A 26,096-nucleotide genomic window follows, 5' to 3' on the forward strand; every position below is an offset into this window, starting at 1 on the left:
TAACAATTACTATAAAATACACATGACAAATACTATACTCAATAACACAAGTAATAATTATTTCACTTCAATGATCGCTCTCACAAAGATCATGATTTGAAAGAGATCGCAGCACATAGCATTCACCAACGGCATGGTCCCCGCAAAGCTCCGTGATCCGCGCAAGCTCCGCCTCCAGACGTTTCAGCCGTGCGATCTTCTCGCGCACCAGCGCAAGATGGTCACGGGCAATGGCATCCGCGCGTTCGCAGGGCTTTTCCGGATGGGCCGAAAGCTCCAGCAATTCGCGAATGGCATCAACCTTGATGCCGAGGTCACGGGCATGGCGGATGAAGGTCAGCCGGCTTTCCTCTTCGCGCCCATAGCGCCGCTGATTACCCTCGGAGCGCTCGGCCGGCGCCATCAATCCGCTCTGCTCATAATAACGGATCGTCGGCACCTTGACGCCGGTGCGCCGGGAAAGTTCACCGATTGAAAACATGTTTTGAAAAACCTTCTGAAGCTATAGTCTCTGGAGCTATAATGGTGGCGCTCAATACCAAAAACAACAGGTACCAGACAATGAGCGCGCATTGCGGGCATGACCACGCCCCCTTTTAAACGGCATTTTGGATGCTTCAAGAAAAGGCTACGGCTGTTGCGCCATCGGCGCGGCTGAGACATAAAAAGCCCGGACGGTGCCGTCCGGGCTTCCTATCTGAGCGAAGACCCTCCGCCTATTTGCAGTTGACGCGGGCCCAGTCCATGTAGAGAGACATCGCCTTTTTAGCCATCGGCCCGAGGTCGTAATCACGGTCGTCGAGTTTGGAGACCGGGACAACCTTGTTGTAGTTGCCGGTCATGAACAGCTCGTCGGCTTCCATGAAGTCCTTGACCGTCAGCGTCCGTTCTTCGGCGGCAATGCCGTTTTCGCGGAACAGTTTCAGGGTACGGCGGCGGGTGATGCCGGCAAGAAAACAGCCATTGTCGGCCGGTGTCATCGGGACGCCGTCCTTGACCAGAAAAATATTGGCAGAGGCGGTTTCGGCGATATTACCGTTCATGTCGCAGGCAAGGGCATTGTCGAAGCCGCGGCTGCGCGCCTCCAGCATCATACGGCCGGAATTGGGATAAAGGCTGCCGGCCTTGGCTTGGGTCATCGCCACTTCCGGCGACGGGCGGCGGAAAGGCGAAAGCGTGAGGCGAACCGGCACGGTCGAGCGCATCGGCGTTTCAAACAGACAAAGCGCAAACCGTGTCGACGTGGGGTCGGGCGGCACCAGACCGGCAAGCCCGTGCTCGGCCCAGTACATCGGCTTGATATAAACGGCTTCGGCCCCCTTGAAGCGCTGCAGCCCCTCCCAGACGAGCGCCTCGATCTCCTCAGGCGTATGTGTCGGTTCAAGGCCAAGCGCACGGGCCGAACGGTTGATGCGCTTGCAATGCTCATCCAGATCCGGCGCCATGCCCTCGAAAAAACGAGCGCCATCGAACACTGTCGAGGCAAGCCACATCGCGTGTGAGGTCGGGCCGATCAGCGGCGGATTGCCGGGAAGCCACTCCCCATCGACATGGGTCCAGGTTTCAGATGATGGGGACGTATCGACTGCCATTTCATTCTCCTTGCAACGCCGCGGCTCTTGGAATGCGCGCTGCAGTGTCGGTCACTTGGAAAATGGGCCGGAGCGGCAGCCAGCGCGGCAGGATGGCGGCGGAAATTCAACGTCGCCAATCAAGACTTCGCCCGCCAGAAGGTCAAGCGGAAATTCTTCTAAGGTCCATTTTCCACGACCGCAAAAACGCAAACGAAAAGGCCGGCGGAAAACCCACCGGCCTGGTCATGTTGATTTCGATTGGCCTTATTCGGCCAGCGATACCGGAACCTCATATTTCACCCTGAGCGCATGGCTGTAGGGGCAGACGATATGGGCCTGCTTGACGAGATCTTCGCCCGTTGCGCGATCAATGCCGGGAATCGCGACGGTAAGCTCGGCGGTAATGCCGAAACCTTCGCCGTCGTCACGCGGACCGACGCCGACGGTTGCGGCAACGGCCGTATCCTTCGGCAGCTTGACCTTGTTCTTGGAGGCAACATTGTGAAGCGCGGAATTGAAGCAGGCTGCATAACCGGCAGCAAACAGCTGCTCGGGATTGGCGCCATCGCCGCCCGGGCCGCCCATTTCCTTGGGCAGAGCCAGATTGACTTCGAATGCGCCGTCTTCTGTGCGGGCAGTACCTTCGCGACCGCCGGTCGAAATGGCTTTGGTGGTGTAAAGCGTCTTGATCATGGCGTTACTCCTTTCGGGACGAGAAATCGTCTTGTTGCGGGAGAATTCCCGTTTCTTCTACGAGGCGGCGAAAACGGATCGGTTCCATTATGCCTCGCTTGTATTTTACATAGTGCGCAATTTAGTTGTTTACAATATTATTTTGCAAAATTTTATTTCAGCTATTATATTCCGGTTATGACTGATGATGACGACCTGACATTTTTGCCCCGGCTTGACAGCCAGCTCTGCTTTGCCGTCTACGCGACCGAGCATGCCTTTGCCCGCGCCTACAAGCCGCTGCTGTCGCAGCTGGGGCTGACCTATCCGCAATATCTGGTGATGATGGTTTTGTGGGAGCACCGAACGCTTTCGGTGAATGCAATCGGCGCCCGGCTGGGGCTCGACAGCGGCACGCTGTCACCGCTGCTGAAGCGACTCGAGACGGCAGGCTACATCGCAAGGCGGCGCGCGCAAGACGACGAGCGCCGCGTCGAGATCACAGTCACGCAAAAAGGCATGGATGCCCGCAAGGACGCAGAAGCCGTCGCCCGCTCGATTGCCGTCAAGACCGGCTGCACAGCCGAAGAGGCCCGCGAGCTTCACGCACGGCTGAATGCATTGCGCCAGCATCTGCTCGCGAGCGAAGAGGAATAATCAGGGCAGAACGGCGCGCACACGTCCCACTTCAGTTCCGTTCCAGTTTTTCAACTCGGAATCGGCGATGCCGAGGAGCCGCTCTGCCAGTTCCTGATCATCGCCGAGAAGCCGGGCGAAAACGGCAGCAATCATGACCTCAGCGGCACGCGTCGTACCGTCTTCGCACTTCAGTGCAATGCCAAGCCCCTGTTCCGGCAGAGCCGCGCAGAACACGCCTTCTGCACCGGTCTTGGCAAAAATCCGCCCTGGAGCAAGGGACATCAGCGTGGTGCAGGCCCGTCCCGTGCCGGCGACATAATATGGCTCGGCCATGGCCGCATCCAGAATGCGCCGTGACGCACGGGCCCTTTCAGCTGAAAACCCGTCACCCGTGGCCATCCGGGCAAAGCCGCGTGCCAGCGCCTTCAGCGGCACAGCGTAGGTCGGAATATTGCAGCCATCCGTGCCGCAGACATCGGTTCCGACAATGGCACCGGTGACGTCCTCCATCGCTTCCCGGATCTGCACCTGAAGCGGGTGATCGTAGCCGGTGTAGCCCTTCGGATCGATGTCCTGATGGCAGCAGGCACAGACAAAGCCGGCATGCTTTCCCGAACAATTGTTGCACAATGCGTCAGGGAAATCCCGTGTGCGGGCCTGATGAATGAGAACCGGCTGCTGAAACGACCAGTGCGCACCGCATTCAAGATCGGCAACGCCGCGCCCTGCCCTTGCGAGCATGTCGGCAGCAAGGGCCGCATGCGCATCCTCGCCGGAATGGGAGGACGCCGCGAGCGCTATCTCGCGATTGCCGAAGCCATAAGCGTCAGCCGCACCGCTTTCGACAAGCGGCAGCGCCTGGATCGCCTTGCAGGCCGAACGCGGAAACACCACCGCATCGATATCACCGGCGGAATAGACCACGCTGCCTGCCGAATCGGTTACCGCGATCATGCCACGGTGGCGGCTTTCGGTAAGCGCGCCGCGCGTCACCTCAACCAGAACAGGATTCACCATGGATCACAACCTCTCGGAACGTTGGTATCATTCGAATGTCAAAACGATCTTGCCGATATGATCGCCCGCTTCCATGTGGCGGTGCGCATCGGCAGCATCCTCGAACGCGAACACGCGGTCGATCAGCGACGTCACGCGGCCCGCTTCAATCAATGGCCAGACCTTTTCAAGAAGTTCGTCGCGAATGGATCGCTTTTCGTCATCCGTGCGCGGCCGCATGGTCGACCCGGTCAGCTTCAGGCGTTTGACCATGATAGGCGCCAGATTGACGTTTTCAGCCTTCGGCCCGCTCAGAAACGCGATCATCGAAAGACAGCCGTCTCTGGCAAGGGCGGAAAGGTTGCGCTGGAAATAGGCGGCACCGACCATGTCGAGAATGATGTCGACGCCGCGCCCGTCGGTTTCGGCCTTCGCAACCTCGACGAAATCCTGCTGGTGATAGTTGATCGCAACGGCAGCGCCGAGTTTCAGGCAGGCCTCACATTTTTCGTCGGTTCCTGCGGTCACAAACACCCGGGCGCCAAAGGCGCTGGCGAGCTGGATGGCTGTGGTGCCAATACCGCTCGAGCCGCCATGGATCATGACATCCTGCCCTTCACGCAGCCCCGCCATCTGGAAAAGATTGGCCCATACCGTAAAGAAGGTCTCGGGGATCGCTGCCGCCGCGACATCGTCAATGCCATCAGGGACCGGCAAAATCTGACCGGCAGGAACAACACAATATTCCGCATAGCCACCGCCATTGGCGAGGCCGCAGACCCGTTCGCCGATCTCGAACCCGCTGACCTGATCACCCTTTGCAACAATGGTGCCGGCGACTTCCAGACCCAGAACCGCGCTGGCACCGGGCGGTGGCGGATAGCTGCCCTGCCGCTGGGCCACATCCGGCCGGTTCACACCAGCGGCAGCGACCCTGACAAGCACATCGTTCGGGCCCGGCTTCGGGCGCGGTCCCGTTGCGACCGACATCACCTCCGGACCGCCAAAGCCGCTGATTGCGATATAGCGCATTGAAGACATCGGCTTCCTCCCTCGGCCGTAAAACACCTGTATCCGATAACACAAAGGCCCGGCTTCCGCCCTGTTGTGGGCGCGTCAGCCGGGCCTGTCGCGTAGGGTCATCCGTTGCTGCGCGGCTTCAGTGCGAGCGCGAAGACCACCATCGATACGCCATAGACCAGGAAGTCGGCGGCGACGAACAGGCCGAGCAGCCACAGGCTGTTCTGCGGGAAGTTGGAGGCGATCATCACGGCGGCAAGGATCAGCACCAGACCGGAAAAGATCATAAAGCCCCAGCCCTTGACCGGCCGCATGGTCATGCCGAGGTAAAGACGAAAGCCCCCGGCAACGGCCAGTGAAATACCGACAATAATCGTGAACAGGCTGGAAGCCAGCACCGGATTGCGCATCAGAAGAATGCCGGCCAGCACATAAAGCAGACCCGAAATCACCCAGAAGGCCACATGCCCGGTGGAGCGGTTGTAGAAGAGCTGCGACAGGTGAACCACGCCCGCAACGATCAGCATGGCGCCGAAGAACACCACCGAGGCGACAGTTGCCACCACCAGATTGCCCAGAAGTATCAGGCTGAAAAGAACGAGCAACAGGCCAAAGGCCATGACCCAGCCCCAGCGCCCCCTCATCTTGTCAACATCCGGGCCCTGCCCCGCAAAATTTGTCATGGTGGAATATCCCCTTCATCACCGCGTAAAATCGAGCAGACGATAGTGAGGAAGCTGAATATTAGCAACTATTCTTCGCGAGCAGCAGCGTTTTCCGCCTGCGATTTCAATGCGCCTGATGGCGAACAGCAGGTCGGAGATAAATGATCCAATAGGCAATAGCGACGAAGAGAGCGCCGCCGATGATATTGCCGATGGTGACTGGTATCAGATTGGCAAAAACGAAATTGCTCCATGTAAGGTCGGCAAAATCCGCGATATTCGCACCCGAAGCCTCCCAGAACTCCGGCCCGGCAAACGCCTTGGTGAGGATCGCCATCGGGATCTGGAACATGTTGGCAACACAGTGTTCGAACCCGGCAGCCACGAACATGGCAACCGGCAGAATGATCGCCAGGATCTTGTCCGTCGCCGTCCGGCCGGCATAGGTCATCCACACACCGAGGCAGACAAGCACGTTACACATGATCCCGAGCGCCACAGCCTGCACGAAGGTGTGGTGTAGCTTGTGCTGGGCAATGTGCATGTAATTGATCCCCAGAAGACCGCCATCGCCTTCATAGTGACGTGCGGCCTGCATGATGATCACCAGCGTCATCGCACCGATGAAATTGCCGATATAAACCGTCGCCCAGTTACGGGCGAGCGCGACCCAGGTAATCTGTCCGGTCACCTTGCCAAGGATGGTGAGAACGGTGCTGGTGAAAAGATCGGCGCCCGTCAGTACGACCAGCACCAGTCCGAGGCTGAAGGCCAGCCCGCCGATGAACTTGTTGGCACCCCAGCCCATGTCGCCATTGCCGGTTGTCACGACTGTGTAGAAGATGAACGCTATGCCGATGAAGGCCCCGGCCATCATCGCTGAAACGAGCAGGGAAACGGGATCCTTGTTGACCTTTGCAATACCGGCTGTCTCGGCCTTTTCGGCCATGACATGGGGCGGGAAGGCATCGAAATTGAAATGCTGCATGATCAGGAAACTCCGTCAGTATGCGCTTGGGAGGGGCGCGTGGCCGATATCTAGCAATCTCGGCCGCCTTCGCTTTGATCTTGATCAGTTTGTTGCAGGCAAGCCACGAGCGGGCTGATTGCGGCAATGCAGCACTGCATAATACCCTTCGCAAACGAATCACAACTGAAGGACCATGACATGCTGAAAATCTGGGGGCGCACGACATCATCCAACGTGCAGGCCGTCATGTGGACCGTCGGCGAACTCGATCTTGAATTCGAACGCTATGATGTCGGCTTCAAGTTCGGCGGCACCGACACACCGGAATTCCTTGCAATGAACCCGAACGGGCTGATCCCGGTGCTGAAAGACGGGGACGGCAGCGAGGCGCTGTTCGAATCGGCTGCCATCTGCCGCTATCTCGCCGCCCGCTATGGCAGCGATACGTTCTGGCCGGCCGACCCTGTTGCACGCGCGCAGGTCGACAAATGGGCCGAATGGGCCAAGATCACAGCCGCTGCCGCCTTTACCATGCCGATCTTCTGGCCGATGGTGCGCATGCCGGAAAAAGACCGCGATCCGCAATCAATCGCCAGCGCCATTGCCGCTTTCGACAGGCTTTTGGGCATGGCCGAAGCCCAGCTTTCCAAACACGCCTTTCTGGCAGGCGACCTGTTCACGCTCGCCGACATCATGCTCGGCCACCTGCTCTACCGCTATTACACGATGGAGATCGATCGCCCGCCTCGCCCGGCAGTCGAGGCCTATTATTCCGCTTTGAGCAAACGCGAGGCCTATCGCACTCATGTCATGGTATCCTACGAAGGGTTGCGCCCAAAATGAATGACAACATTGAAAATGAACATTCCCGGCAGAGAGACGGCACTTCGCCCCGCACGGTGCTTGTCGCCGGGGCTACCGGCTATCTTGGACGTCATCTGGTTTCAGCCTTCCGGGCATCCGGTTTCAGGGTGATCGCCCTTGTGCGCAACGAAGAGCGTGCGAAACAGATTTTGCCCGAAGCAGACGGATTGATCGAGGCAGAGGCGACAGCGCCCGAAAGCCTTCAGGGCATCATGAAGGGCGTCGATATCGTGATATCGGCCCTCGGCATCACCCGGCAAAAGGACGGCCTCACCTATCGTGACGTCGATTTCGGCGCAAATTGCAATCTGCTCGAAGAGGCTGAACGGGCCGGCGTTTCGCGTTTTGCCTATGTCCATGTTTTCAACGGCGCTCAGATGGCCTCCAAAAGCGCCCTTGCCCGTGCCAAACAGGATTTTGTCACAAGACTTGAAAACAGCGCCTTGCCTTCGACGGTCATCGCGCCGACTGGCTATTTTTCGGACATGGGCGATATTTTCGACATGGCCGCGCGCGGACGCGTCTATCTGTTCGGCGATGGCCGTCAACACGTAAATCCGATTGACGGTGCGGACCTTGCGGCAGTCTCGGTGGATGCAGTGAAAAACGGCTCACCATTTGTCGATGTCGGCGGCCCCGATATCCTTACCTTCAACGAAATTGGTGCACTCGCTTTTTCCGCCCTTGGAAAAAAGCCGCGTTTTTTGCGCCTTCCCTTCATTCTTGCCGATAGCGCATTGTTTATTCTGAAAAGGTTTTCCGGGCCTGGCACATGGGGCCCCTTCGAATTTTTTCTGGCCGCCTCGCGCGGTGACATGATCGCTCCATGTTTCGGCAGTACCCGGCTCAGTGAACATTTCCGCCAACTTGCGGGGCAAAACACAAAAGCCGGACCATGAACGGAATTTCCGTTATCCGGCCTTGAAATCGGCCAAAGGCAAGAGGATAACGGGGCAACCGCCCCGCTTCCTGTTCATTGATACCGGGCTTCGGACCGGGATATTTTCGAACATTCAAGACATTGCCGCGAAAGCCGAGCCATGCGCCCCTATTACAAGAACGTCAAAATGGTCCGCCGTACACGGGTGATGTGGGGATCATGGCGCATCTGGCAGCCGCGGCTGGTGTTCTGGATCGGAGCCCTCATGATCGGCGTGATCAGCGTGGGTTTTGCCTGGGCCGCTGATTTCGCCTATGAGCTGTTCGAAACCATGCGGCACGCGACCGCCTATTCGCCCTACCTGCCCCTCATTCTGACCCCGCTTGGGTTCATGCTCTGCTCCTATATGAGCAGTCGCTGGTTTCCCAACTCGCAAGGCTCCGGCATTCCGCAGGCAATCGCCGCGCGGCATCTGCACAATACCGAAAGCCAACATCGCCTGCTTAATCTGAAGGTCGCCGCCGGCAAGATCCTGATGACCATTATCGGGCTGTTCTGCGGCGCCTCGATTGGCCGTGAGGGTCCGACCGTGCAGGTCGGCGCCTCGATCATGATCCAGACCGCACGCTGGGGAAAGATGATCCAGACCAAGGGCCTGATCGTCGCGGGTTCGGCGGCCGGCATCTCGGCCGCCTTCAACACGCCACTGGCGGGCATCGTGTTCGCGATCGAGGAAATGAGCCGGGCTTATGAATCGCGCGCCAACGGCCTTGTCGTCTCGGCCATCATCCTGTCCGGTCTGGCCGCCATCGGCCTCGCCGGCAACTACACCTATTTCGGCCAGGCCTCGGCCATTGCCGTCAAACCTGAGGAATGGGTCGCGGTTTTCGTCTGCGGCATCGGTGGCGGTCTTCTGGGCGCGATGTTCTCGCTCTACTCACTGAAGGCGGCCCGCCGCATCAAGCGCTGGGCGCAGCGCACGCCGGTCAAGCGGATGGCGCTTGTTGCCGGCGGTTGCGGACTGGCCGTCGCATTGATCGGCATCGTCTTTGATGGCGCGACTTTCGGCACGGGTTACGCGCAGGCCAGAACCGTCATCGAAGGCGGGTCGATCAGCCCGTTCTTCTTCCTCGGCAAGCTTGCGGCAACGTTCCTTTCCATGGCGTCCGGCATTCCCGGCGGCATCTTCGCACCGTCTCTTTCCGTTGGTGCAACGCTCGGCTCGACGGTCGCCGATGTTCTCGGAGTCAGCATCGGCCTTGGCGCGATCCTGGGTATGGCGGGTTATTTCGCCGGTGTCGTTCAGTCGCCGATGACGGCCTTCGTCATCATTCTGGAAATGACCGACAATCACGACGGCATCATCACGCTGATGGCAACCTCGATGCTCGGCTATATCGCGTCGCGGATGATCTCGCGCGAACCGCTTTATCACGGCCTGTCGCGCGCCTTCATCGCCGACAGTATCAAATTCCAGCGCGCACGCCGACGGGAGACCTCCGACGAAGACCGCGACACCGTTGACGAAATGCGCGAGGAAACCCGCCGTTTCAACGACAAGGGCGCAGTCTAGGACCGGATAAAGAGCGGTGCGTTCTAGCAATCACGGTTTCAACGCCATGGTTTTTCCGTTGGCGTTTGAAAATCGGCAAGCCGGTTCCTCGCCCGCAATGCATTGCGCCGCGATACTGCATCAAATGCCCCGAAAACGAGTTTGATGATGACGCTTTCGACCACGACTGATCTTGAAAACACTCTGGCAGAGCTGGACCTTGAGGGACGGTTGCGGCGCATTGCCGAGACGGGACGCCCCGCGGTGTTCACATCAAGCCTCGGCATCGAGGATCAGGTGGTCACCGCCGCGATCGCCATGGCCGGATTACCGATTAGGGTTATCACACTCGATACCGGCCGGCTTTTTGAGGAAACGCTGCAGCTTATTGACGATACCGAACAACGGTTCGGCATCACGATCGAGCGCTATACGCCGCGCGAAAATACGGTTGCCGACTATGTGGCCGAATATGGCCGCAACGGGTTTTATGAGAGCATCGAGGCACGCCATGCCTGCTGTCAGATCCGAAAGATCGAGCCGCTGGCCCGCGCACTCAAGGGTGCGGCATACTGGGTCACCGGGCTTAGGCGCAGCCAGTCGGGCAACCGCGCCACAATTCCCTTTGCCGAAGAAGATGCCGCGCGCGGGCTCACCAAGATCAATCCGCTGGCCGACTGGCGCATCGAGGACGTGCAGACCTTCGCCGACACCCACGATGTTCCGCTGAACCCGCTTCACGCACGCGGCTACCCTTCGATCGGATGCGAGCCATGTACCCGCGCCATCAAACCGGGTGAGCCGGAACGCGCCGGGCGCTGGTGGTGGGAAAACGACGCCAAGCGCGAATGCGGCCTGCATGTGGCCGGCGGCGCGCGCTAACGCATCCCTGACGTTTCCAAAACGTTTTCACTACCGGCCTGCCTTTCCCTGGTTGTCCCCCCTGTGGCAGGCGGAATCGCAATATGCTTTACGCGTTGTCCGGCAACACATATTGACACAAGACGCGAAACACGCTGGAAAAGGGCCGCTTCTCCAGAGGACGGCATTACATGTTCATTATTGCAGGGCTCGGCAATCCGGGCGGCCAGTACGCCGGAAACCGGCATAATATCGGATTCATGGCCGTCGATGTCATCGCCGACAAGAATCGTTTTTCGCCTTGGACGGCCAAATTCAAAGGGCTGATTTCCGAAGGCAGCCTTGCCGGCGAGAAAGCGCTGCTGATCAAGCCGCAGACCTTCATGAACCTGTCAGGCGAAAGCGTCGGCGAAGTGCTGCGCTTCTACAAGCTTACCGTCGCGGACCTTCTGGTGATCTATGACGAGCTCGACCTGATCCCCGGAAAGGCACGGATCAAGACCGGTGGCGGCTCGGGCGGGCATAACGGCATCAAATCGATCGATGCCCATTGCGGCAAGGATTACCGGCGCCTGCGCCTCGGCATCGGTCATCCGGGCGACAAGGCACGTGTCCACGGCCATGTGCTCGGCAATTTCGCCAAGGTCGACAATGAATGGCTGGAACCGTTGCTGGAAGGCATTGCGCTCAACGCCGATCTTCTGGTGCGCGGCGAGGATTCGCAATTCATGAACAAGATTGCACTCGGCGGCGGGGATAAACCGAAACCGAAGCCAGTGCAAAAACCGGCGGCAAAACCGCAATCGCACATCCATAAAGCACGCCAGCGCGGACAGCAGAAACTGCCCGAAAGCGGCCCGATGGCCGATATGCTGAAAAAAATGTTCGGCCAGAAGAAGGACTGACCGCAAGGCCGGATGCTAATCTTCTGGTTCGGTAACAAACATCAGCGGAAAACCGGCCTGCTTGGCGAGGTCAATCGCTTCCTTGGCCTTGGTCTCGGCAATATCGCGGCTGTAGACGGCGACGACGCACTTGCCCTTCTGGTGCGCGGTCATCATCACACTGTAGCACTGCTCCTCGCTCATGCGGAAAACCGCCTTGAGGATGACCAGCACGAACTCGCGGGGCGTGAAGTCGTCGTTAACGAGAATGACCTTGTAAAGTCGCGGCTTGGCTAGCTTCAGCTTGGTCTTTGTCTTGCGTTTCGTATCGGAGCCCGTGTCGCTCATGGCCGACCCGTCCCTTCTTTTCAGCGTTCGAAAATGAAGAATGTGCGGCCGGCGCAAGCGCGCATCGCCTCTGAAACTGACAAACCGCAATTGACCCATTTTGCGCCCTAAGGCCCGATTTCGCAAGGCTCCGCCTTCAGAAAAGCCGCTCATTGGCGATGAGGCCTTGACCTTGGCCGCCTTCATCGCCCATAGCCTCGGGCCAGAGAAACGAGTTTAAAGCAGGATATCCCCATGGGCTTCAAATGCGGAATTGTCGGCCTGCCCAATGTCGGCAAATCAACCCTCTTCAACGCGCTGACCAAGACCGCCGCAGCTCAGGCCGCCAATTATCCGTTCTGCACGATCGAGCCCAATACCGGTGAAGTCGCCGTTCCCGATCCGCGCATGGCAGCACTTGCCCAGGTCGCCGGCTCGAAGGAGATCATTCCCACCCGCATCTCCTTCGTGGACATTGCAGGCCTCGTGCGTGGCGCCTCCAAGGGCGAAGGCCTCGGCAACCAGTTCCTCGCCAATATCCGCGAGGTCGATGCCGTGGTTCATGTGCTGCGCTGTTTCGAAGACGATGACATCACCCATGTCGAAGGCAAAATCGACCCGGTCGCCGACGCCGATACCATCGAGACCGAACTGATGCTGGCCGACCTTGACAGTCTGGAGCGCCGTGTCGACCAGACGCGCAAGCGCGCGACCGGCAAGGACAAGGAAGCCCAGACCCTGCTGCCGGTCATGGAAGCCTCGCTGAAGCTGCTTCAGGATGGCAAACCGGTGCGCGGCCTTCTGAATGAGCTTGACGCCGAGGATATCAAAATCCTCAAGGGGCTGAACCTGCTGACCTCAAAGCCGGTGCTTTACGTCTGCAACGTCGCCGAGGGCGATGCCTCGAAGGGTAACGCCCAGACCGAAAAAGTGGCCGCCATGGCCACGGAACAATCGGCCGGAACAGTCACCATTTCAGCGGCGATCGAGGCGGAAGTCGCCCAGCTCGACGCCGAGGAAGCCGAAATGTTCCTCTCCGAAATGGGTCTTGAGGAAGCTGGCCTCGACCGGTTGATCCGCGCCGGTTACGAGCTTCTGGAGCTGATTACCTATTTCACCGTCGGCCCCAAGGAGACTCGCGCCTGGACCGTGCACCAGGGCACCAAGGCACCGGCAGCCGCAGGCGTGATCCACACCGATTTCGAACGCGGCTTCATCCGCGCCTTCACCATCGCCTATAACGACTTCATCACCTTCAAGGGGGAAACCGGCGCCAAGGAAGCCGGCAAGGCCCGCGACGAAGGCAAGGAATATGTTGTCCAGGACGGCGACGTGATCCACTTCCGGTTCAATACTTAACCGCCGAACACACGACCGATGACAGGAAAGGCCGGCCGCGCATCAGCGCGCCGGCCTTTTTTGACTTGAAGCGCCCGCCGCTCTGCCCCACCTTCGTGCCACAGCGAAACAAACCGTGCGGGCAGCAGATGAGCATTTATGATTTTTCAGCCAAAAGCATCGACGGCAGCACCGTCGACCTTTCCGAATACAGCGGACATGTGCTTCTGATCGTCAACACGGCGAGCGGCTGCGGTTTTACACCGCAATATGAAGGCCTCGAAAACCTTTACACGAAATACCGCGAACAGGCGTTTTCGGTGCTCGGCTTTCCCTGCAACCAGTTCGGCGGTCAGGAACCGGGGGATGAGACCGAAATCGCTGAATTCTGCAAAACGCAATTCAGCGTCAACTTTCCAATGTTCGCCAAGGTCGACGTCAACGGCAACGACGCCCACCCGCTGTTCCGGTTCCTGAAGAAGGAACGGCCGGGCTTTCTCGGTTCCGGGATCATCAAATGGAATTTCACGAAATTCCTGATCGGCCGCAATGGCGAACCGATCAAACGTTATGCCCCGACCGTCAAGCCGGAAGATATCCAGGACGATATCAACGACGCTCTGGCCGCCGCGAGGGACTGAGGAGACTGGCGGCGAGGGCCTAATGACCTTCGTACTGAACCAGTGAACGGACCTCGACATCCATGGCTTCGAGCTTCTTGCGGCCGGGCAGGTCCTTCAGGTCGATGATGAAGCAGGCAGACACGATCTCCGCGCCGATCTGACGGAGAAGTTTGACAGCGCCTTCGGCCGTACCGCCGGTGGCAATCAGATCATCGACCAGAATGACCTTCTCGCCCGGTTTGACGGCATCGACATGCATCTCCATCTCGTCTTCGCCGTACTCCAGCGAATAGGTCATGGAAACGGTCTTGTCGGGCAGCTTGCCCTTCTTGCGGATCGGCACGAAACCGGCGGAAAGCTGGTGTGCCAATGCACCGCCCAGAATGAAGCCGCGCGCCTCGATACCGGCGATCTTGTCGATCTTCATCCCGACATAGGGCTGCACCAGTTCGTCGACGGCACGGCGAAAGGCGCGCGCATCGCCCAGAAGCGTGGTGATGTCACGAAAGATGATACCGGGTTTCGGATAATCCGGAATCGAGCGAATGGCATTGAGCAATTCGGGATTGGCACTCATCTTCTGACGTCCTTTTCTCGGCTTTTGTCCAGGCACACGCGACCGGGCCGCCTCATCAAAAAGGCGGCCTGAGCCGCCTTTCCTTGTTCACGCCCATGCACGAAAAATCAATCGTGCTTGCGTCCATAGACCGATTTTTTCGTGAGAAAGACCAGAACGGTCATGATCACCAGGAAGATCATGACCACGAGGCCTGTCTGCTTGCGCTCTTCCAGCTTGGGTTCGGCCGTCCACATCAGAAAAGCGGAGATATCCCGCGCATACTGATCAACCGTTTCCGGTGCACCATCGTCATATGCGACAACGCCATCTGAAAGCGGCGGCGCCATGGCAAGCGAGGCAGCGTTGGCGAAATAAGGATTGTAGTAGGTCCCAGCCGGGATTTCGACACCTGCGGGCGGTTCTTCATAGCCAGTCAGCAGCGCATGGATATAGTCCGGGCCGCCTTCCTGATACTGCGTGAAAATATCGAACACGAAGGTCGGGAAACCGCGCGTGATCCCGCGCGCCTTGGCCATCAGAGAAAGATCAGGCGGAGCGGCACCATTATTTGAGGCGGCTGCCTGTTCGGTGTTTTCGAAAGGCGCCGGAAAATAGTCCGACGGGATGCCGGGCCGCATATACATGTTGCCATCATTGTCGGGACCGGCCTCTATCTCGTATTCGGCGGCAAAGGCCTTCACCTGCTCTTCGGAATAACCAAGCCCCGAAAGGGTACGGAAGGCCACCAGATCGAGCGAGTGACAGGCCGAGCAGACATCCTTGTAGACCTTCAGACCGCGCTGGAGCTGGCCGCGGTCATAGGTACCAAACGGCCCGGCAAAGCTCCAGTCGACGGGATGCGGGTGCTCGATCGGATAGTGCGGCGTTCCGCCGCCCTCGCCCTCTTCTGCCGCCTGAGCAGCAGGAAGACAGAAGGGCGTCAGCAGTGCGGTGAACAGGACACGGGCGATAAGCTTTTTCATGATGTTTTCCCTCTCGCCACGCATCAACCGTTGCTCCCGGCCGGCTTTTTGCGCGCGGCCTCCTTTTCAAGCACCGCCTCGGTGATTGAGTTCGGTATCCGGGTTGGCTTCTCGACCAGTCCCAGCACCGGCATGATCACAAGGAAGAACCCGAAATAGAACAGCGTTCCAAGCTGCGACATCACCACAAAGACGCCCTCGGCAGGCTGTGAGCCAAGCCAGCCAAGCAGAACCGCATTGGCAACGAACAGCCAGAAGAACAGCTTGAACCACGGACGATAGGATGCGGAGCGAACCTTGGAGGTATCGAGCCAGGGCAGGAAGAACAGGATGATGATCGAGCCGAACATCACCAGCACGCCGCCGAGTTTGGAATCGATCGGGCCGATGTCGAAGGTGATCGCTCTCAGCATCGCGTAGAACGGCAGGTAATACCATTCGGGAACGATATGGGAGGGCGTCTTCATCGAATCAGCCGGAATGTAATTATCCGGATGGCCGAGGAAATTCGGCATGTAGAACACGAACCAGACATAGGCGATCAGGAAGATCGTCACCCCGAGCGCGTCCTTGAGGGTCGCATAGGGCGTAAACGGCACGGTATCGCTCTTCTGCTTGACCTCTACACCGGTTGGATTGGTCTGCCCGGTCACATGCAGCGCCCAGACATGCAGAACCACAACGCCGGCGATCATGAAGGGCAGCAGATAGTGCAGCGCGAAAAACCGTTGCAGCGTCGGCTCACCAACGGCAAACCCGCCGAGCAGAAGTTGCTGGACCCAGTCGCCGATCAACGGAAAGGCGGTGAAGAAACCGGTGATCACGGTCGCGCCCCAGAACGACATCTGGCCCCAGGGCAGCACATAGCCCATGAAGCCGGTCGCCATCATCAAGAGATAGATCACGACGCCGAGCATCCAGAGAATTTCGCGCGGTGCCTTGTAGGACCCGTAATAAAGCCCCCGGGCGATATGCAGATAGACCGCAATGAAGAAGAAAGAGGCACCGTTTGCGTGCATATAGCGCAGCATCCAGCCATAATTCACGTCCCGCATGATCTTCTCGACCGACAGGAAGGCGGCGGACGTGGAGGAGGTGTAGTGCATGGCCAGGACAATGCCGGTCGCGATCTGCACAATCAGCATCACCGAAAGCATGGCGCCGAAGGTGTAGGCGTAATTCAGATTGCGCGGTACGGGATAGCTGACGAAGCTGTCATACAGCATGCGGGGCAGCGGCAGGCGCGTATCCACCCATTTCGACACACCATTCTTCGGCACATAACTCGAGTGTCCACTCATGATTCAGTCTCTCCCCCTCAACCGATCCTGATCACAGTGTCGGACGTAAATTCGTATAGCGGTATGGCAAGGTTTTGCGGCGCGGGGCCTTTGCGGATGCGGCCCGCCGTATCGTAGTGCGAGCCATGACAGGGACAGAACCACCCGCCGAAATCGCCGGCCTGACCGAGCGGGATACAGCCGAGATGGGTGCAGGACCCGATCATGACGATCCAGTTTTCGTTGGATTCGCCAGCAGAGCGGTCAACATCGGTTGCCGGAGAGCCTGAAGGCAAGTTCTCGTTGCGTGCCTCGGGATCCTTGAGTTCGGAAAGCGGCACCTCCCTTGCCTCTTCGATCTCGCGCTCTGTGCGGTTGCGAACGAAGACGGGCTTACCGCGCCATTTCACCGTCAGTGACATTCCCGGCTCAAGGCTGGAAACATCCACTTCAACGGTCGAAAGGGCCAGCGTCGAAGCATCGGGCTGCATCTGGTCGATGAACGGCCAGGCAACAGCTGCCGCTCCCACTGCCGCAGCCACGCCAGTCGTCAGATACAGAAAATCACGCCGGGTCGGTTCGCCGGAATGATCCGTCGAAACAGTCTCGTCTTGCACCGCTATCCCTCCATCAGCTGATGCCGTTGCCTGCGGTGACGTCCCTCCTTCGCATGGTTTGCGAAAGCGCCTAGGCAACGTTCATATGATCGCCAAGTTTTATGCGCGATTACTTTCGATGTCCAGTGTTTGACCTATTTCAATAACAGGCAAGAGGCAAAGAAAAAAGTCTGTGAAATTCAGACCCTTCTTGACGTTTGCGAAGCAATCGAAACACGCCTCATTTTCCAACTACGGATAGTCTGGACGAGACATCATACGACGCAGCTTAAGCGTCCTCGTCGCCCAGTTCCGGCAGAAAACCTCCGGACTGGCGGGCCCACAGCGAGGCATAAAGCCCGCCCAATCCGATCAGCGCGTCATGGGTACCCTCCTCGACGATCTCGTCCCTTGTCCATGACGATCAGCCGGTCCAGCGCCGCGATGGTGGAAAGCCGGTGGGCGATGGCAAGCACGGTCTTGCCTTCCATCAATTTCATCAGATTGGCCTGGATTGCGGCCTCAACCTCGGAATCGAGCGCGGACGTGGCCTCGTCCAACACCAGGATCGGCGCATCCTTCAGCATCACGCGCGAGATCGCGATGCGCTGACGCTGACCACCCGACAGCTTCACCCCGCGTTCTCCGACATAAGCATCAAGTCCTTTTCGCCCGCGCATATCGGCAAGATCGGCAATGAAACTGTCAGCTTCCGCCCGTTCGACAGCCTCCCACAGCATGTCATCATCGGCGTCTTCATTGCCAAAACGGATGTTGTCGCGGATCGGGCGGTGCAACAGGCCTGTGTCCTGGGTGACCATGCCGATCTGCGCGCGCAGGCTTTCCTGTGTCACGTCGGCAACGTTGTGGCCATCGATCAGAATTCTTCCCGTGTCGATGTCATAGAAGCGTAGCAGCAGATTGACGAGCGTGGACTTACCCGCGCCCGAGCGGCCAACGATGCCGACCTTCTCCCCCGCCGATACCTCGAGCGACAGATCGCGGATCACGCCCTTGCCGCCGTCATAGCCGAAGCTGACACTATCGAAGCGAACCTCGGGACTGCGCAGGACAAGCGGCACTGCCTCCGGCTTGTCGACAAGTCCGATCGGTTGCGAGATCAACTCGGCCGAGTTCTGAATGGTGCCGATGGCGCGCATGATGCCGTTAAGCTGCATCATCAACCGCCCGAGCAGCATGGAAAGCCTCAGCGAAAGGCCGAGCGTGAAGGCGACATCGCCAGAGGAAATATCACTGGTGAACCACAGATGCACAGAAAAGGCGGCAATCGCCGTGATCATCACGCCGGACAGCAGGCTGAGCGAGGCCCTGACCCCGGTGATCAGCCGCGTAAACGCCTGGACACGGGCGATCAGCCGCTCGAACCCGCGACGCATGTAGCCGTCATTGCCATCGTCGCTGCCGAACAGCTTGAGCGTCATGATATTGGAGAAGGAATCGACCATCCGCCCGGACATCATCGAATTGGCCTCGGCCAGTTCACGGGCGTTTTCGCGGATGCGCGGCACGAAGAACCGCGCCAAAACGGCAAACACCACAATCCAGAGCGCAATGAGCGCTGCCAGCCGCCAGTCAAGCGCTGCCACCAGCGCCATGGTCGAGATCGCATAGATTGCCATGAACCACACGACCTGCAGAAGTGACGACATCAAATCGCCGATCGACTGCCCCGCAGCAGACACCTTGGTGACGATCCGCCCTGCGAAATCATTCTGGAAGAAGTCGAGCGACTGGCGCGCAACATAGCGATAGGACTGCCAGCGCACCAGATTGTTGAATCCGGGAACAATGGTCTGTTCCTCGATCAGCATCTGCAATGTTGTCAGGCTAACCCGGACAACGACCATGGCGAAGGCCATGCCGATCAGCACCCAGCCATACTCGGCCATCAGCCCCGACCAGCCGGCCTCACGCGGGATGCTATCGAGAATATCGATCAGCACGCCCATGAACCAGAATGAGGCCGTTTCCATGACCGCGACACCGCCGCCGACCACAAGCATGGCGAAGAACGGCCATTTGGCCTGACGCAGGAAATACCAGAGAAACGGCACGAGCTTCTCGGGCGGCCGCTCCGGCGAGCGCGCGGCCAGCGGATCGATCCACCGCTCGAAAAGTTCTGCAATGCGCTGAAATATCATGATGAAAAGAGATACAGGGATTCGCGTTCCGCGCAAACGCGCAATTATCGTTTGATCAAAAGAGAACGGGCCCACCGATCAGCGGGCCCGTTCATATTCATTCGGCTGCTTCTCCGGCGACAATGTCGTCTTCGGCAAGAAAGCCGCCGGACTGGCGTTTCCAGAGATCGGCGTAGATACCGCCGGCCTCGGCAAGCTGCTGATGCGTGCCGGTCTCGATGATCTCACCCTTGTCGAGGACCACGAGCCGGTCCATCTCTGTCAGCGTCGACAGCCGGTGGGCAATCGCGATCACGGTCTTGCCTTCCATCAGCCCGAACAGGCTTTCCTGAATGGCCGCCTCGACTTCGGAATCGAGCGCCGAGGTTGCCTCGTCCAGCACCAGGATCGGCGCGTCCTTCAGAAACACGCGGGCAATCGCGATGCGCTGGCGCTGGCCACCGGAAAGCTTCACACCACGCTCGCCGACATGGGCATCAAGGCCGGTGCGGCCCTGCAGGTCAGAAAGCCCTTCAATGAACTCCCAGGCATTGGCGCGTTTGGCCGCGGCAATCACCTCCTCATCGGTTACGCCCGGACGGCTATAGGCTATGTTGTCGCGGATCGAACGATGCAGCAGCGAGGTATCCTGCGACACCACACCGATCATCGAACGCAGGCTGTCCTGCGTCACATCCGAGACACTCTGACCGTCAATAGTGATGCGCCCGGCCTCCAGATCGAAAAACCGCAGCAGCAGGTTCATCATCGTGGTCTTGCCCGCGCCGGAGCGCCCGACAAGGCCGACCTTCTCGCCCGGTTTGATGATGAGCGAGAGACCGGTGATCACACCGCCCTGCTTGCCGTAGTGGAAGGAGATATCGTCATAGACGATCTCGCCCTTTTTCACGACAAGTACGGGTGCATCCTCGACATCGACCAGTTCGTGCTTCTTCGCCATCATCGACATGCCGTCATAAACCGTACCGATGTTTTCAAACAGCGCGGTAACTTCCCACATGATCCATTGCGACATGCCGCCAATGCGCATCACAAGGCCGAGCGTCAGAGCAATGGCGCCGATGGTGATGCTCTCCTCAAGCCAGAAGCGGATCGCCAGCGCGCTCACTGCGAACAGCGCGACCGCATTGTTGAGGTAGACCAGAGCCTGAAGCTGGGTTACCCGCCGCATCTGACGGTAGACCGTCTCGAGGAACCCATCCATGCCTTCGCGCGCGAACAGCTCCTCGCGTCCGGCATGCGAGAACAGCTTGACGGTGGCGATATTGGTATAGCTGTCGACCACCCGCCCCGTCATCAGCGACCGGGCATCGGCCTGATCTGCCGAGATCTTGCGCAGACGCGGAATGAAATACCACAACAACAACGCATAGACCACGATCCACACCAGAAGCGGAATGACGAGACGCTTGTCCGCCGCCGCGACAATGAAAATCATCGAGACGAAATAGGTGATGACGTAGACGAACATGTCGAGCGCCTTCATCACGGTTTCACGGATAGCCAGCGAGGTCTGCATGACCTTTTGCGACACCCGCCCCGCAAACTCGTTGGCGAAGAAGTTCATCGAATGACGCAGCACATAGCGGTGCATCTGCCATCGGCTGATCATCGGCAGGTTGCCCAAAAGCACCTGATGGATCAGCAGCGAGGAAAAGATCGTCAACGCCGGCAGCAGCACCAGCACCAGCGCGCCCATAAAGGCAAGGCGCCAGCCTTCGTCGGCCAGGAAGGTTGACCGATCGGCCGTCGACAGCCAGTCAACGATGTCACCGAGAAAGCGGAACAGATAGACTTCCCCGAAAGCCACCAGCGCGGCCACGAAAGCCATCACCGCCAGATAGGGGGCGGCAGGCTTCGAATAATGCCACAAAAACGGGATCAGCCCCGTGGGGGGTGCGGTGGGCTCTGCCTCGGGATAAGGATTGAGGCGGTTTTCAAACCAACGAAACATAATCGGACTCCAATGACCCCCGGCTGCCCTCAAACGCAAAGAGCACAAGGCATCCGCACAAACGGATCCGGGACAGGAACGGCGGCCGTTCAAACGGCCGCGCTAATTCAGATGATTAAATAGGAAACAAGAAGGGCGTGTGAAAGGTCACACGAGACGGCGACGCGGTGGAACGCGGAGCAATTCAAAGCCAGTGATGTTCATCCTGCCGTGCTCCTTTCGCCGGTTTGAGAAAAGCCGGGCCGTTATAGCCCCATCCGTCTGGATTGGCCATAGCCCTTGCCCGGAGCCCGAGGTTTAGTGCAATTATGTTGCCTCTCGGCAACGCCCTTTGCGGCACCTGAAATGATTTTTGGACACAGTCCGGTGTTGTGTCGCTTGCAGGTAGCCGTGTTAGATGGGCTGAGAATCATCCTTTGAAAGGACAGAAGTGTTCGGGAAAGCACGCTGGCTCCACAATCTCGCTTTGCTGAAGCCAACCCCTTACCGACCGTGGCGTCATTCGATCCGGCTGTCGCTCGGCACCGGACTGCCGTTGCTGATCGGCGAACTGAGCGGCCATCCGGTGCCGATGCTCTATGTCGCGCTGGGTGGCTTTCTGGCAGCCGTGACCGTGCGCCTCGATCCTTATCGCGAGCGTTTCCGCCAGCTTGGCATCTCCGCGCTGATCGGTGCAACGGGGTGCCTGATCGGCCCGGAAATCGGTGAGCACGGCCTAGCGACCATTGCGCTTTTGATGGCGGTCGGCCTCATTTCCGGCCTCATCAGCGGCTATGGCGCTGCATTTTCCACCGGGGCGCTCAACATGCTGGTGCTTGCCGTGGTCAATGCCCATGCTCCGGCGGCCATTCCGGCATGGCTGGTTTTTATAAATTTTCTCGCCGGTGCGGGTTTTGTGGCGGCGATGCTCGGCATCGGCGCGTTGTTTGAGCGCGACCGGCCCGAACGGCGCATGCTCTCCGACATTGTCGGCATGCTGGCGCGTCTCGCCCGCGCCTCCGAGGCAGCAGGAAAGGCCCCGACGCCGGAAAACCGCAGCCAGATGATCGCAGCGCGGCGCGCGCTGGCGGATGCCACCAAGACCGCCTATGCGACGCTGATCGAAAAACGAAGCCACGGACGGGCGCGCACAAGATACACGCTGAGAACCGCGGCCGTGCTTTCACTCGTCAACCAGCTCTCAATGGCAATCATCGCCGCGCGCGGCAGCGAAATGGAAGCGACCGCGCGACAGCTCGACGCCATTGCCGCCGCCTATATGACCCGCGCCCGGCGGCCATCCGACGCCGCGTCAGACGATAGCGGCGCGCATGAACCGGACCGGCTTGTTGCGCGCCTCGCCGCGGCGATGTGGCCTTCATCATCCGCAGCCGACACGGCTGGCGACGCTCTGCCCGACACCGCACACGACGCCGTCTTTTCCGCCGGTCTCGTCAAAAGGATCGCACGCCGCCTCGTCCTCGGTCGCGAGGTCGTCATTTCTGCCGTCAGGCTGTCGCTCTGCATGGGGTTGGCGGTTGCCGTCAGCCGCCAGATCCCCGGCGATCACTCCTACTGGCTGCCAATGACCGTCGCTATCGTACTCAAGCCCGATTTCGGCTCGGTCTTTCTCCGGGCGATCCACCGCAGCCTCGGCACGCTCGTCGGCGTCGCCATCGCCCTTTCACTTGCCGCCGTCGTTCCGAAGGGCCTCGCGTTCATACCGGTCATCATGGTGCTCTGCGCCTTCATTCCGTATGCCGTTCTGCGCAGCTATGCCGTGATGGTCACCTTTCTGACGCCCGTCATCCTGCTGATGATCGATCTGGTGGCACCGGGACCGGCCGCAAGCTATGATATTCAGAGGCTTGCCGACACAATCGCCGGCTCCGTGATCGCGCTCATATTCGGCTACCTGATCTGGCCTCGGTCGCAGGAAAAGGAACTTGGCAAGGCATTTGCCGACACGATGCTCAAGGTAGGCGCATTTCTCGCCGCGGCAACCGTACCCAAGCCTGAAGATGAAACCGGGCTTGCGCAGCTGCGTCAAACCCTCCTCAGCAGTGAATTTACAGCCTCGCGGGCTCTCTCCGACCTTCGCACCGTGCTCGGCCGCCTGGTTGCCGAACCTCCACCTGCTGGTCGCGAAGCCGCCTCCTGGTTTCCGGCGGTCGCCGGCGCCGAAAGGCTTTCCGACGCCATCACCGTTTATGCGGAGGGACGCCGACTCGGCGATCCACCGCCTGATGCCGAGCGCGCGCAACGTGCCCAAGCAGCACTTGCCGCCATTGCAGGTGTCGGCAAGCCCGCAGATGAAGCCAACGGGCGAGAAAAGGATGATCATTTCGGTGAGGTCGAGGCAGAAATCGCCTGGATCCGGAGCTATCTCAAGCGCAGGCCAGGCACCAAGCAGGCTCAGCCGACATCGCCCGAACCGGTTCTCAGATAGGATTGCGGCGGTAGCCCGAAATGTCGCCGAAAGGCGGCCACAAAGGCGCTGGCGCTGCGATATCCCAGAAGCCCGGCAATTTCGACACTGCTCCGGCCATGGCTCAGGTGTTCCACGGCCTCCATCAGCCGCAGACGGTTGCGCCACTCGGAAAAGCGCAGCCCGGTCTCCCTCTGGAACAAGCGCTCGAGCGTGCGGGCGCCGGCGCCGGCGAAACGCGCCAGTTCTTCCAGACTGGCATGATCATCGGGGTTTTCGAGAAGCCTGTTGGTAACGCGCTTGAGGCGCGGATCACTGCCCGCCGGCAGGTTCAGCGGAGCGTTCGGCAAGGTTGAAAGCTCGTCGATAATAACGGCAGCCAGGCGTGACAGGCGTCCCTCTGCTTCTTCGGTCAATGGTTCGGGTATGCGAAACCGCAGAAGAAGATGACGCATCAGCGGCGTCATGTGCAGAACCTCGCAGCGCTTGCCACGGACCCCAGTCACCGAGGGGTCGATATAGATGAAACACGCCGACACATCTGTCTCCATCATCACCTCATGTACGGTATCGCCGGGAATCCAGACCGCATGGCTGGTCGGCGCCAGCCAGTGCGCGCCGCAGGAGCGCACCCTGAGGATGCCCTCCTCTGCCCACAGAAGCTGGCCGCGGGGATGCGCGTGCGATGCACGGCCGATTTCCCCGCCCGCCAGCGCTGCACCCGCGCCGTGACCGGACGCGAGGCATCGATGATCCAGCCGGGACCGACCTCCGGCATCAAGAATGACGCAAATTCAATATCATTTGGCATCATGTAGCTGTTCCGTAGTTTCGGCTGTACGCATAGTATGGGTTGTGAAATTTTCCAAGACATTCGAACGGTTCGCATGCTGACCTACAAGAAGATCATCGTTGCCGCCCTTGCCGCTCTCGCGCTTGGGCTTGCCTTCTACCCCCAATCGCTGATGACCACGGAACAGGCGCGTACCCTCGGCATTGTTCTGGTGACGCTCAGCCTGTGGGCGACCGCGCTTGTTCCCGCCTATCTGGCAAGCCTGATTTTCGTCGCCGTAGCGCTGCTGTTCAAACTGGCACCGCCGGACGTCGTCTTTTCCGGTTTCCATTCTTCGGCCATGTGGCTGATCTTCTCCGGCTTTCTGATCGCTGCCGGTGTCCGCAAGGCAGGGCTCAGCGAACGCATCGGTGCTGGCCTGACAGCGCGGATTTCACATAATTTCACGCTGCTGATCTTCGGCATCTTCGCGATTGCCATTGTCCTCAGTTTCGTCATGCCTTCCTCGCTTGGCCGGTTCTTCCTGCTCTGGCCAATCGCATCCGCTCTCGCCGACAAACTCGGCTTTTCCAAAGGAACGGCGGGACGGGCGGCGGTCGCGCTTGCCACCACCTTTGCCTGCCACATTCCCGGTTTCACACTGCTGCCGTCCAACGTGCCAAACCTCGTGCTCGCGGGTGCGGCGCAGACGATTTACGGCGTCGATCTCACCTATGCCCAATACATGGCTCTGCACTTTCCCATTCTGGGCCTTGTGAAAAGCCTGATCATCATCGCCCTGATCCTGCATTTCTTCCCTGACACGCCAGTCCCTGTTGCCTCGCAGGACCAGACCAAGACGCAACCAGCGCCGCTCGACTGGCGGCAATGGTATGTGATCGCGGTGCTGGTCGTCACGCTCGCCTTCTGGATGACGGACACATTTCACGGCATCAATCCGGCCTGGATCGGGATCTGCGCCTCGATTGCGCTTCTGATGCCGGGCATCGGTCCCGTGGGTCCGGAGGATTTCGACAAGAACATGAATTTCAGCGTCTTCCTGTTCATGGCGGGCTTCCTTGCCGTTGGCGCCGTCGTCAACATCACCGGGCTTGGCGTTGTCATCGCCCATGGTATGGAGCAGGTTCTGCCGCTCGCCCCCGGCCAGGATTTCCTGAATTTCCTGTCACTATCGCTGATGGCGTTCGTGGTTGGCATCATTTCGATTCTGCCCGGGGTGCCCGCCGTGCTGACACCGATGGCCGCGGAGCTGTCGTCTTTGACGGGGCTTTCCCTGATGACCGTATTGATGACGCAGGTCATCGGCTTTTCGACCATTCTGTTCCCATACCAGTCCGCGCCGCTGATGGTCGGCATGCAGGTGACGGAGCAACCGATCAAAAACATGATGAAGATTCTGTTGCCGCTGGCGCTGATCACCACATTCATTCTGGTGCCGCTCGATTTTCTCTGGTGGAAGTTGCTCGGCTTCATGTAATCAGGCCCGGTTGAGAACTG

The 26,096-nt window shown here is 59.2% G+C and carries 24 protein-coding genes and 1 pseudogene; 10 read left to right on the plus strand and 15 right to left on the minus strand.

Translation table 11 applies throughout. The annotated features are described in order from the left end of the window. Positions 1-67: 67 nt before the first annotated feature. From AC0L7L_RS11645 to AC0L7L_RS11655, 3 genes are all read right to left on the minus strand, one after another. On the minus strand, positions 68-481 hold the full coding sequence (locus tag AC0L7L_RS11645; protein WP_272212090.1) for a MerR family transcriptional regulator: 414 nt from the start codon (positions 479-481) through the stop codon (positions 68-70). A 235-nt stretch (positions 482-716) separates the two neighbouring features. Continuing rightward, positions 717-1,592 (minus strand): branched-chain amino acid aminotransferase, encoded by an 876-nt coding sequence (locus tag AC0L7L_RS11650; protein WP_473509127.1) that lies wholly within the window; start codon positions 1,590-1,592, stop codon positions 717-719. A gap of 246 nt (positions 1,593-1,838) precedes the next feature. Next, complete coding sequence (locus AC0L7L_RS11655; protein ID WP_473513899.1) at positions 1,839-2,264, minus strand: organic hydroperoxide resistance protein; 426 nt, start codon at positions 2,262-2,264, stop codon at positions 1,839-1,841. A 180-nt stretch (positions 2,265-2,444) separates the two neighbouring features. Here AC0L7L_RS11655 and AC0L7L_RS11660 point away from each other — a divergent pair, with 180 nt between their 5' ends. Next, positions 2,445-2,903 (plus strand): MarR family winged helix-turn-helix transcriptional regulator, encoded by a 459-nt coding sequence (locus tag AC0L7L_RS11660; RefSeq protein WP_272212093.1) that lies wholly within the window; start codon positions 2,445-2,447, stop codon positions 2,901-2,903. Here the strand turns inward: AC0L7L_RS11660 and AC0L7L_RS11665 are convergent, their stop codons facing one another. From AC0L7L_RS11665 to focA, 4 genes are all read right to left on the minus strand, one after another. Next, the gene (locus tag AC0L7L_RS11665; RefSeq protein WP_473509129.1) at positions 2,904-3,902 is read right to left on the minus strand and encodes an asparaginase; all 999 of its coding nucleotides are present in this window, start codon (positions 3,900-3,902) and stop codon (positions 2,904-2,906) included. 27 nt (positions 3,903-3,929) lie between these two features. After that, the gene (locus tag AC0L7L_RS11670; protein WP_272212095.1) at positions 3,930-4,922 is read right to left on the minus strand and encodes an NAD(P)H-quinone oxidoreductase; all 993 of its coding nucleotides are present in this window, start codon (positions 4,920-4,922) and stop codon (positions 3,930-3,932) included. 98 nt (positions 4,923-5,020) lie between these two features. Beyond that, on the minus strand, positions 5,021-5,584 hold the full coding sequence (locus tag AC0L7L_RS11675; protein ID WP_473509131.1) for an HdeD family acid-resistance protein: 564 nt from the start codon (positions 5,582-5,584) through the stop codon (positions 5,021-5,023). Between the two features lie 106 nt (positions 5,585-5,690). Then, positions 5,691-6,554 (minus strand): formate transporter FocA, encoded by an 864-nt coding sequence (gene focA, locus AC0L7L_RS11680; RefSeq protein ID WP_272212098.1) that lies wholly within the window; start codon positions 6,552-6,554, stop codon positions 5,691-5,693. A gap of 180 nt (positions 6,555-6,734) precedes the next feature. Between focA and AC0L7L_RS11685 the strand changes: the two genes are divergently transcribed. The 5 genes from AC0L7L_RS11685 (at position 6,735) to pth (ending at position 11,598) form a co-directional block, all read left to right on the plus strand. Then, complete coding sequence (locus tag AC0L7L_RS11685; RefSeq protein WP_272212099.1) at positions 6,735-7,379, plus strand: glutathione S-transferase family protein; 645 nt, start codon at positions 6,735-6,737, stop codon at positions 7,377-7,379. Further along, complete coding sequence (locus tag AC0L7L_RS11690; RefSeq protein WP_473509134.1) at positions 7,376-8,299, plus strand: SDR family oxidoreductase; 924 nt, start codon at positions 7,376-7,378, stop codon at positions 8,297-8,299. Before AC0L7L_RS11685 ends, AC0L7L_RS11690 begins: the two co-directional genes overlap by 4 nt. A 141-nt stretch (positions 8,300-8,440) precedes the next feature. Further along, a complete protein-coding gene (locus AC0L7L_RS11695; RefSeq protein WP_272212101.1) occupies positions 8,441-9,853 on the plus strand; it encodes a chloride channel protein in 1,413 nt (470 codons plus the stop codon). Positions 9,854-10,000: 147 nt separating this feature from the next. Further along, positions 10,001-10,714 carry a phosphoadenylyl-sulfate reductase gene (locus tag AC0L7L_RS11700; protein ID WP_272212102.1) on the plus strand — a complete coding sequence of 238 codons (714 nt, stop codon included), beginning with the start codon at positions 10,001-10,003 and terminating at the stop codon, positions 10,712-10,714. Positions 10,715-10,884: 170 nt separating this feature from the next. After that, entirely contained in the window at positions 10,885-11,598 is a 714-nt protein-coding gene (gene pth, locus AC0L7L_RS11705; RefSeq protein ID WP_473509136.1) for an aminoacyl-tRNA hydrolase, read from the plus strand. Positions 11,599-11,613: 15 nt separating this feature from the next. Here pth and clpS read toward each other — a convergent pair whose 3' ends face one another. Next, complete coding sequence (gene clpS / locus AC0L7L_RS11710; RefSeq protein ID WP_272212104.1) at positions 11,614-11,925, minus strand: ATP-dependent Clp protease adapter ClpS; 312 nt, start codon at positions 11,923-11,925, stop codon at positions 11,614-11,616. 234 nt (positions 11,926-12,159) lie between these two features. Here clpS and ychF point away from each other — a divergent pair, with 234 nt between their 5' ends. Together ychF and AC0L7L_RS11720 are read left to right on the plus strand one after the other, a co-directional pair. Beyond that, a complete protein-coding gene (gene ychF, locus AC0L7L_RS11715; RefSeq protein ID WP_473509138.1) occupies positions 12,160-13,263 on the plus strand; it encodes a redox-regulated ATPase YchF in 1,104 nt (367 codons plus the stop codon). Positions 13,264-13,391: 128 nt separating this feature from the next. Further along, positions 13,392-13,883 carry a glutathione peroxidase gene (locus AC0L7L_RS11720; protein WP_473509141.1) on the plus strand — a complete coding sequence of 164 codons (492 nt, stop codon included), beginning with the start codon at positions 13,392-13,394 and terminating at the stop codon, positions 13,881-13,883. Positions 13,884-13,902: 19 nt separating this feature from the next. Here the strand turns inward: AC0L7L_RS11720 and AC0L7L_RS11725 are convergent, their stop codons facing one another. The 6 genes and pseudogenes from AC0L7L_RS11725 to AC0L7L_RS11750 all read right to left on the minus strand — a co-directional run bounded on the left by AC0L7L_RS11725 (position 13,903) and on the right by AC0L7L_RS11750 (position 21,399). Then, positions 13,903-14,442 carry an adenine phosphoribosyltransferase gene (locus tag AC0L7L_RS11725; RefSeq protein ID WP_272212105.1) on the minus strand — a complete coding sequence of 180 codons (540 nt, stop codon included), beginning with the start codon at positions 14,440-14,442 and terminating at the stop codon, positions 13,903-13,905. A 107-nt stretch (positions 14,443-14,549) separates the two neighbouring features. After that, the gene (locus AC0L7L_RS11730; protein ID WP_272212106.1) at positions 14,550-15,407 is read right to left on the minus strand and encodes a cytochrome c1; all 858 of its coding nucleotides are present in this window, start codon (positions 15,405-15,407) and stop codon (positions 14,550-14,552) included. A 23-nt stretch (positions 15,408-15,430) separates the two neighbouring features. Further along, positions 15,431-16,708 (minus strand): cytochrome b, encoded by a 1,278-nt coding sequence (locus AC0L7L_RS11735; RefSeq protein ID WP_473509143.1) that lies wholly within the window; start codon positions 16,706-16,708, stop codon positions 15,431-15,433. A gap of 17 nt (positions 16,709-16,725) precedes the next feature. Then, positions 16,726-17,304, minus strand: coding sequence for a ubiquinol-cytochrome c reductase iron-sulfur subunit (gene petA, locus AC0L7L_RS11740; protein WP_272212107.1), 579 nt, complete (start codon positions 17,302-17,304; stop codon positions 16,726-16,728). Between the two features lie 268 nt (positions 17,305-17,572). After that, a pseudogene (locus AC0L7L_RS11745) lies at positions 17,573-19,445 on the minus strand (ABC transporter ATP-binding protein). A gap of 97 nt (positions 19,446-19,542) precedes the next feature. Further along, positions 19,543-21,399 (minus strand): ABC transporter ATP-binding protein, encoded by a 1,857-nt coding sequence (locus AC0L7L_RS11750; protein WP_473509145.1) that lies wholly within the window; start codon positions 21,397-21,399, stop codon positions 19,543-19,545. Between the two features lie 430 nt (positions 21,400-21,829). Between AC0L7L_RS11750 and AC0L7L_RS11755 the strand changes: the two genes are divergently transcribed. After that, positions 21,830-23,827 (plus strand): FUSC family protein, encoded by a 1,998-nt coding sequence (locus AC0L7L_RS11755; RefSeq protein WP_473509147.1) that lies wholly within the window; start codon positions 21,830-21,832, stop codon positions 23,825-23,827. Here AC0L7L_RS11755 and AC0L7L_RS11760 read toward each other — a convergent pair. Continuing rightward, positions 23,794-24,438, minus strand: coding sequence for a helix-turn-helix domain-containing protein (locus AC0L7L_RS11760; protein WP_272212111.1), 645 nt, complete (start codon positions 24,436-24,438; stop codon positions 23,794-23,796). The genes AC0L7L_RS11755 and AC0L7L_RS11760 overlap by 34 nt on opposite strands. A gap of 255 nt (positions 24,439-24,693) precedes the next feature. Between AC0L7L_RS11760 and AC0L7L_RS11765 the strand changes: the two genes are divergently transcribed. Next, the gene (locus AC0L7L_RS11765; protein WP_272212112.1) at positions 24,694-26,076 is read left to right on the plus strand and encodes an SLC13 family permease; all 1,383 of its coding nucleotides are present in this window, start codon (positions 24,694-24,696) and stop codon (positions 26,074-26,076) included. Positions 26,077-26,096 lie beyond the last annotated feature (20 nt).

It is taken from the genome of Martelella sp. K41-7, from assembly GCF_055808365.1.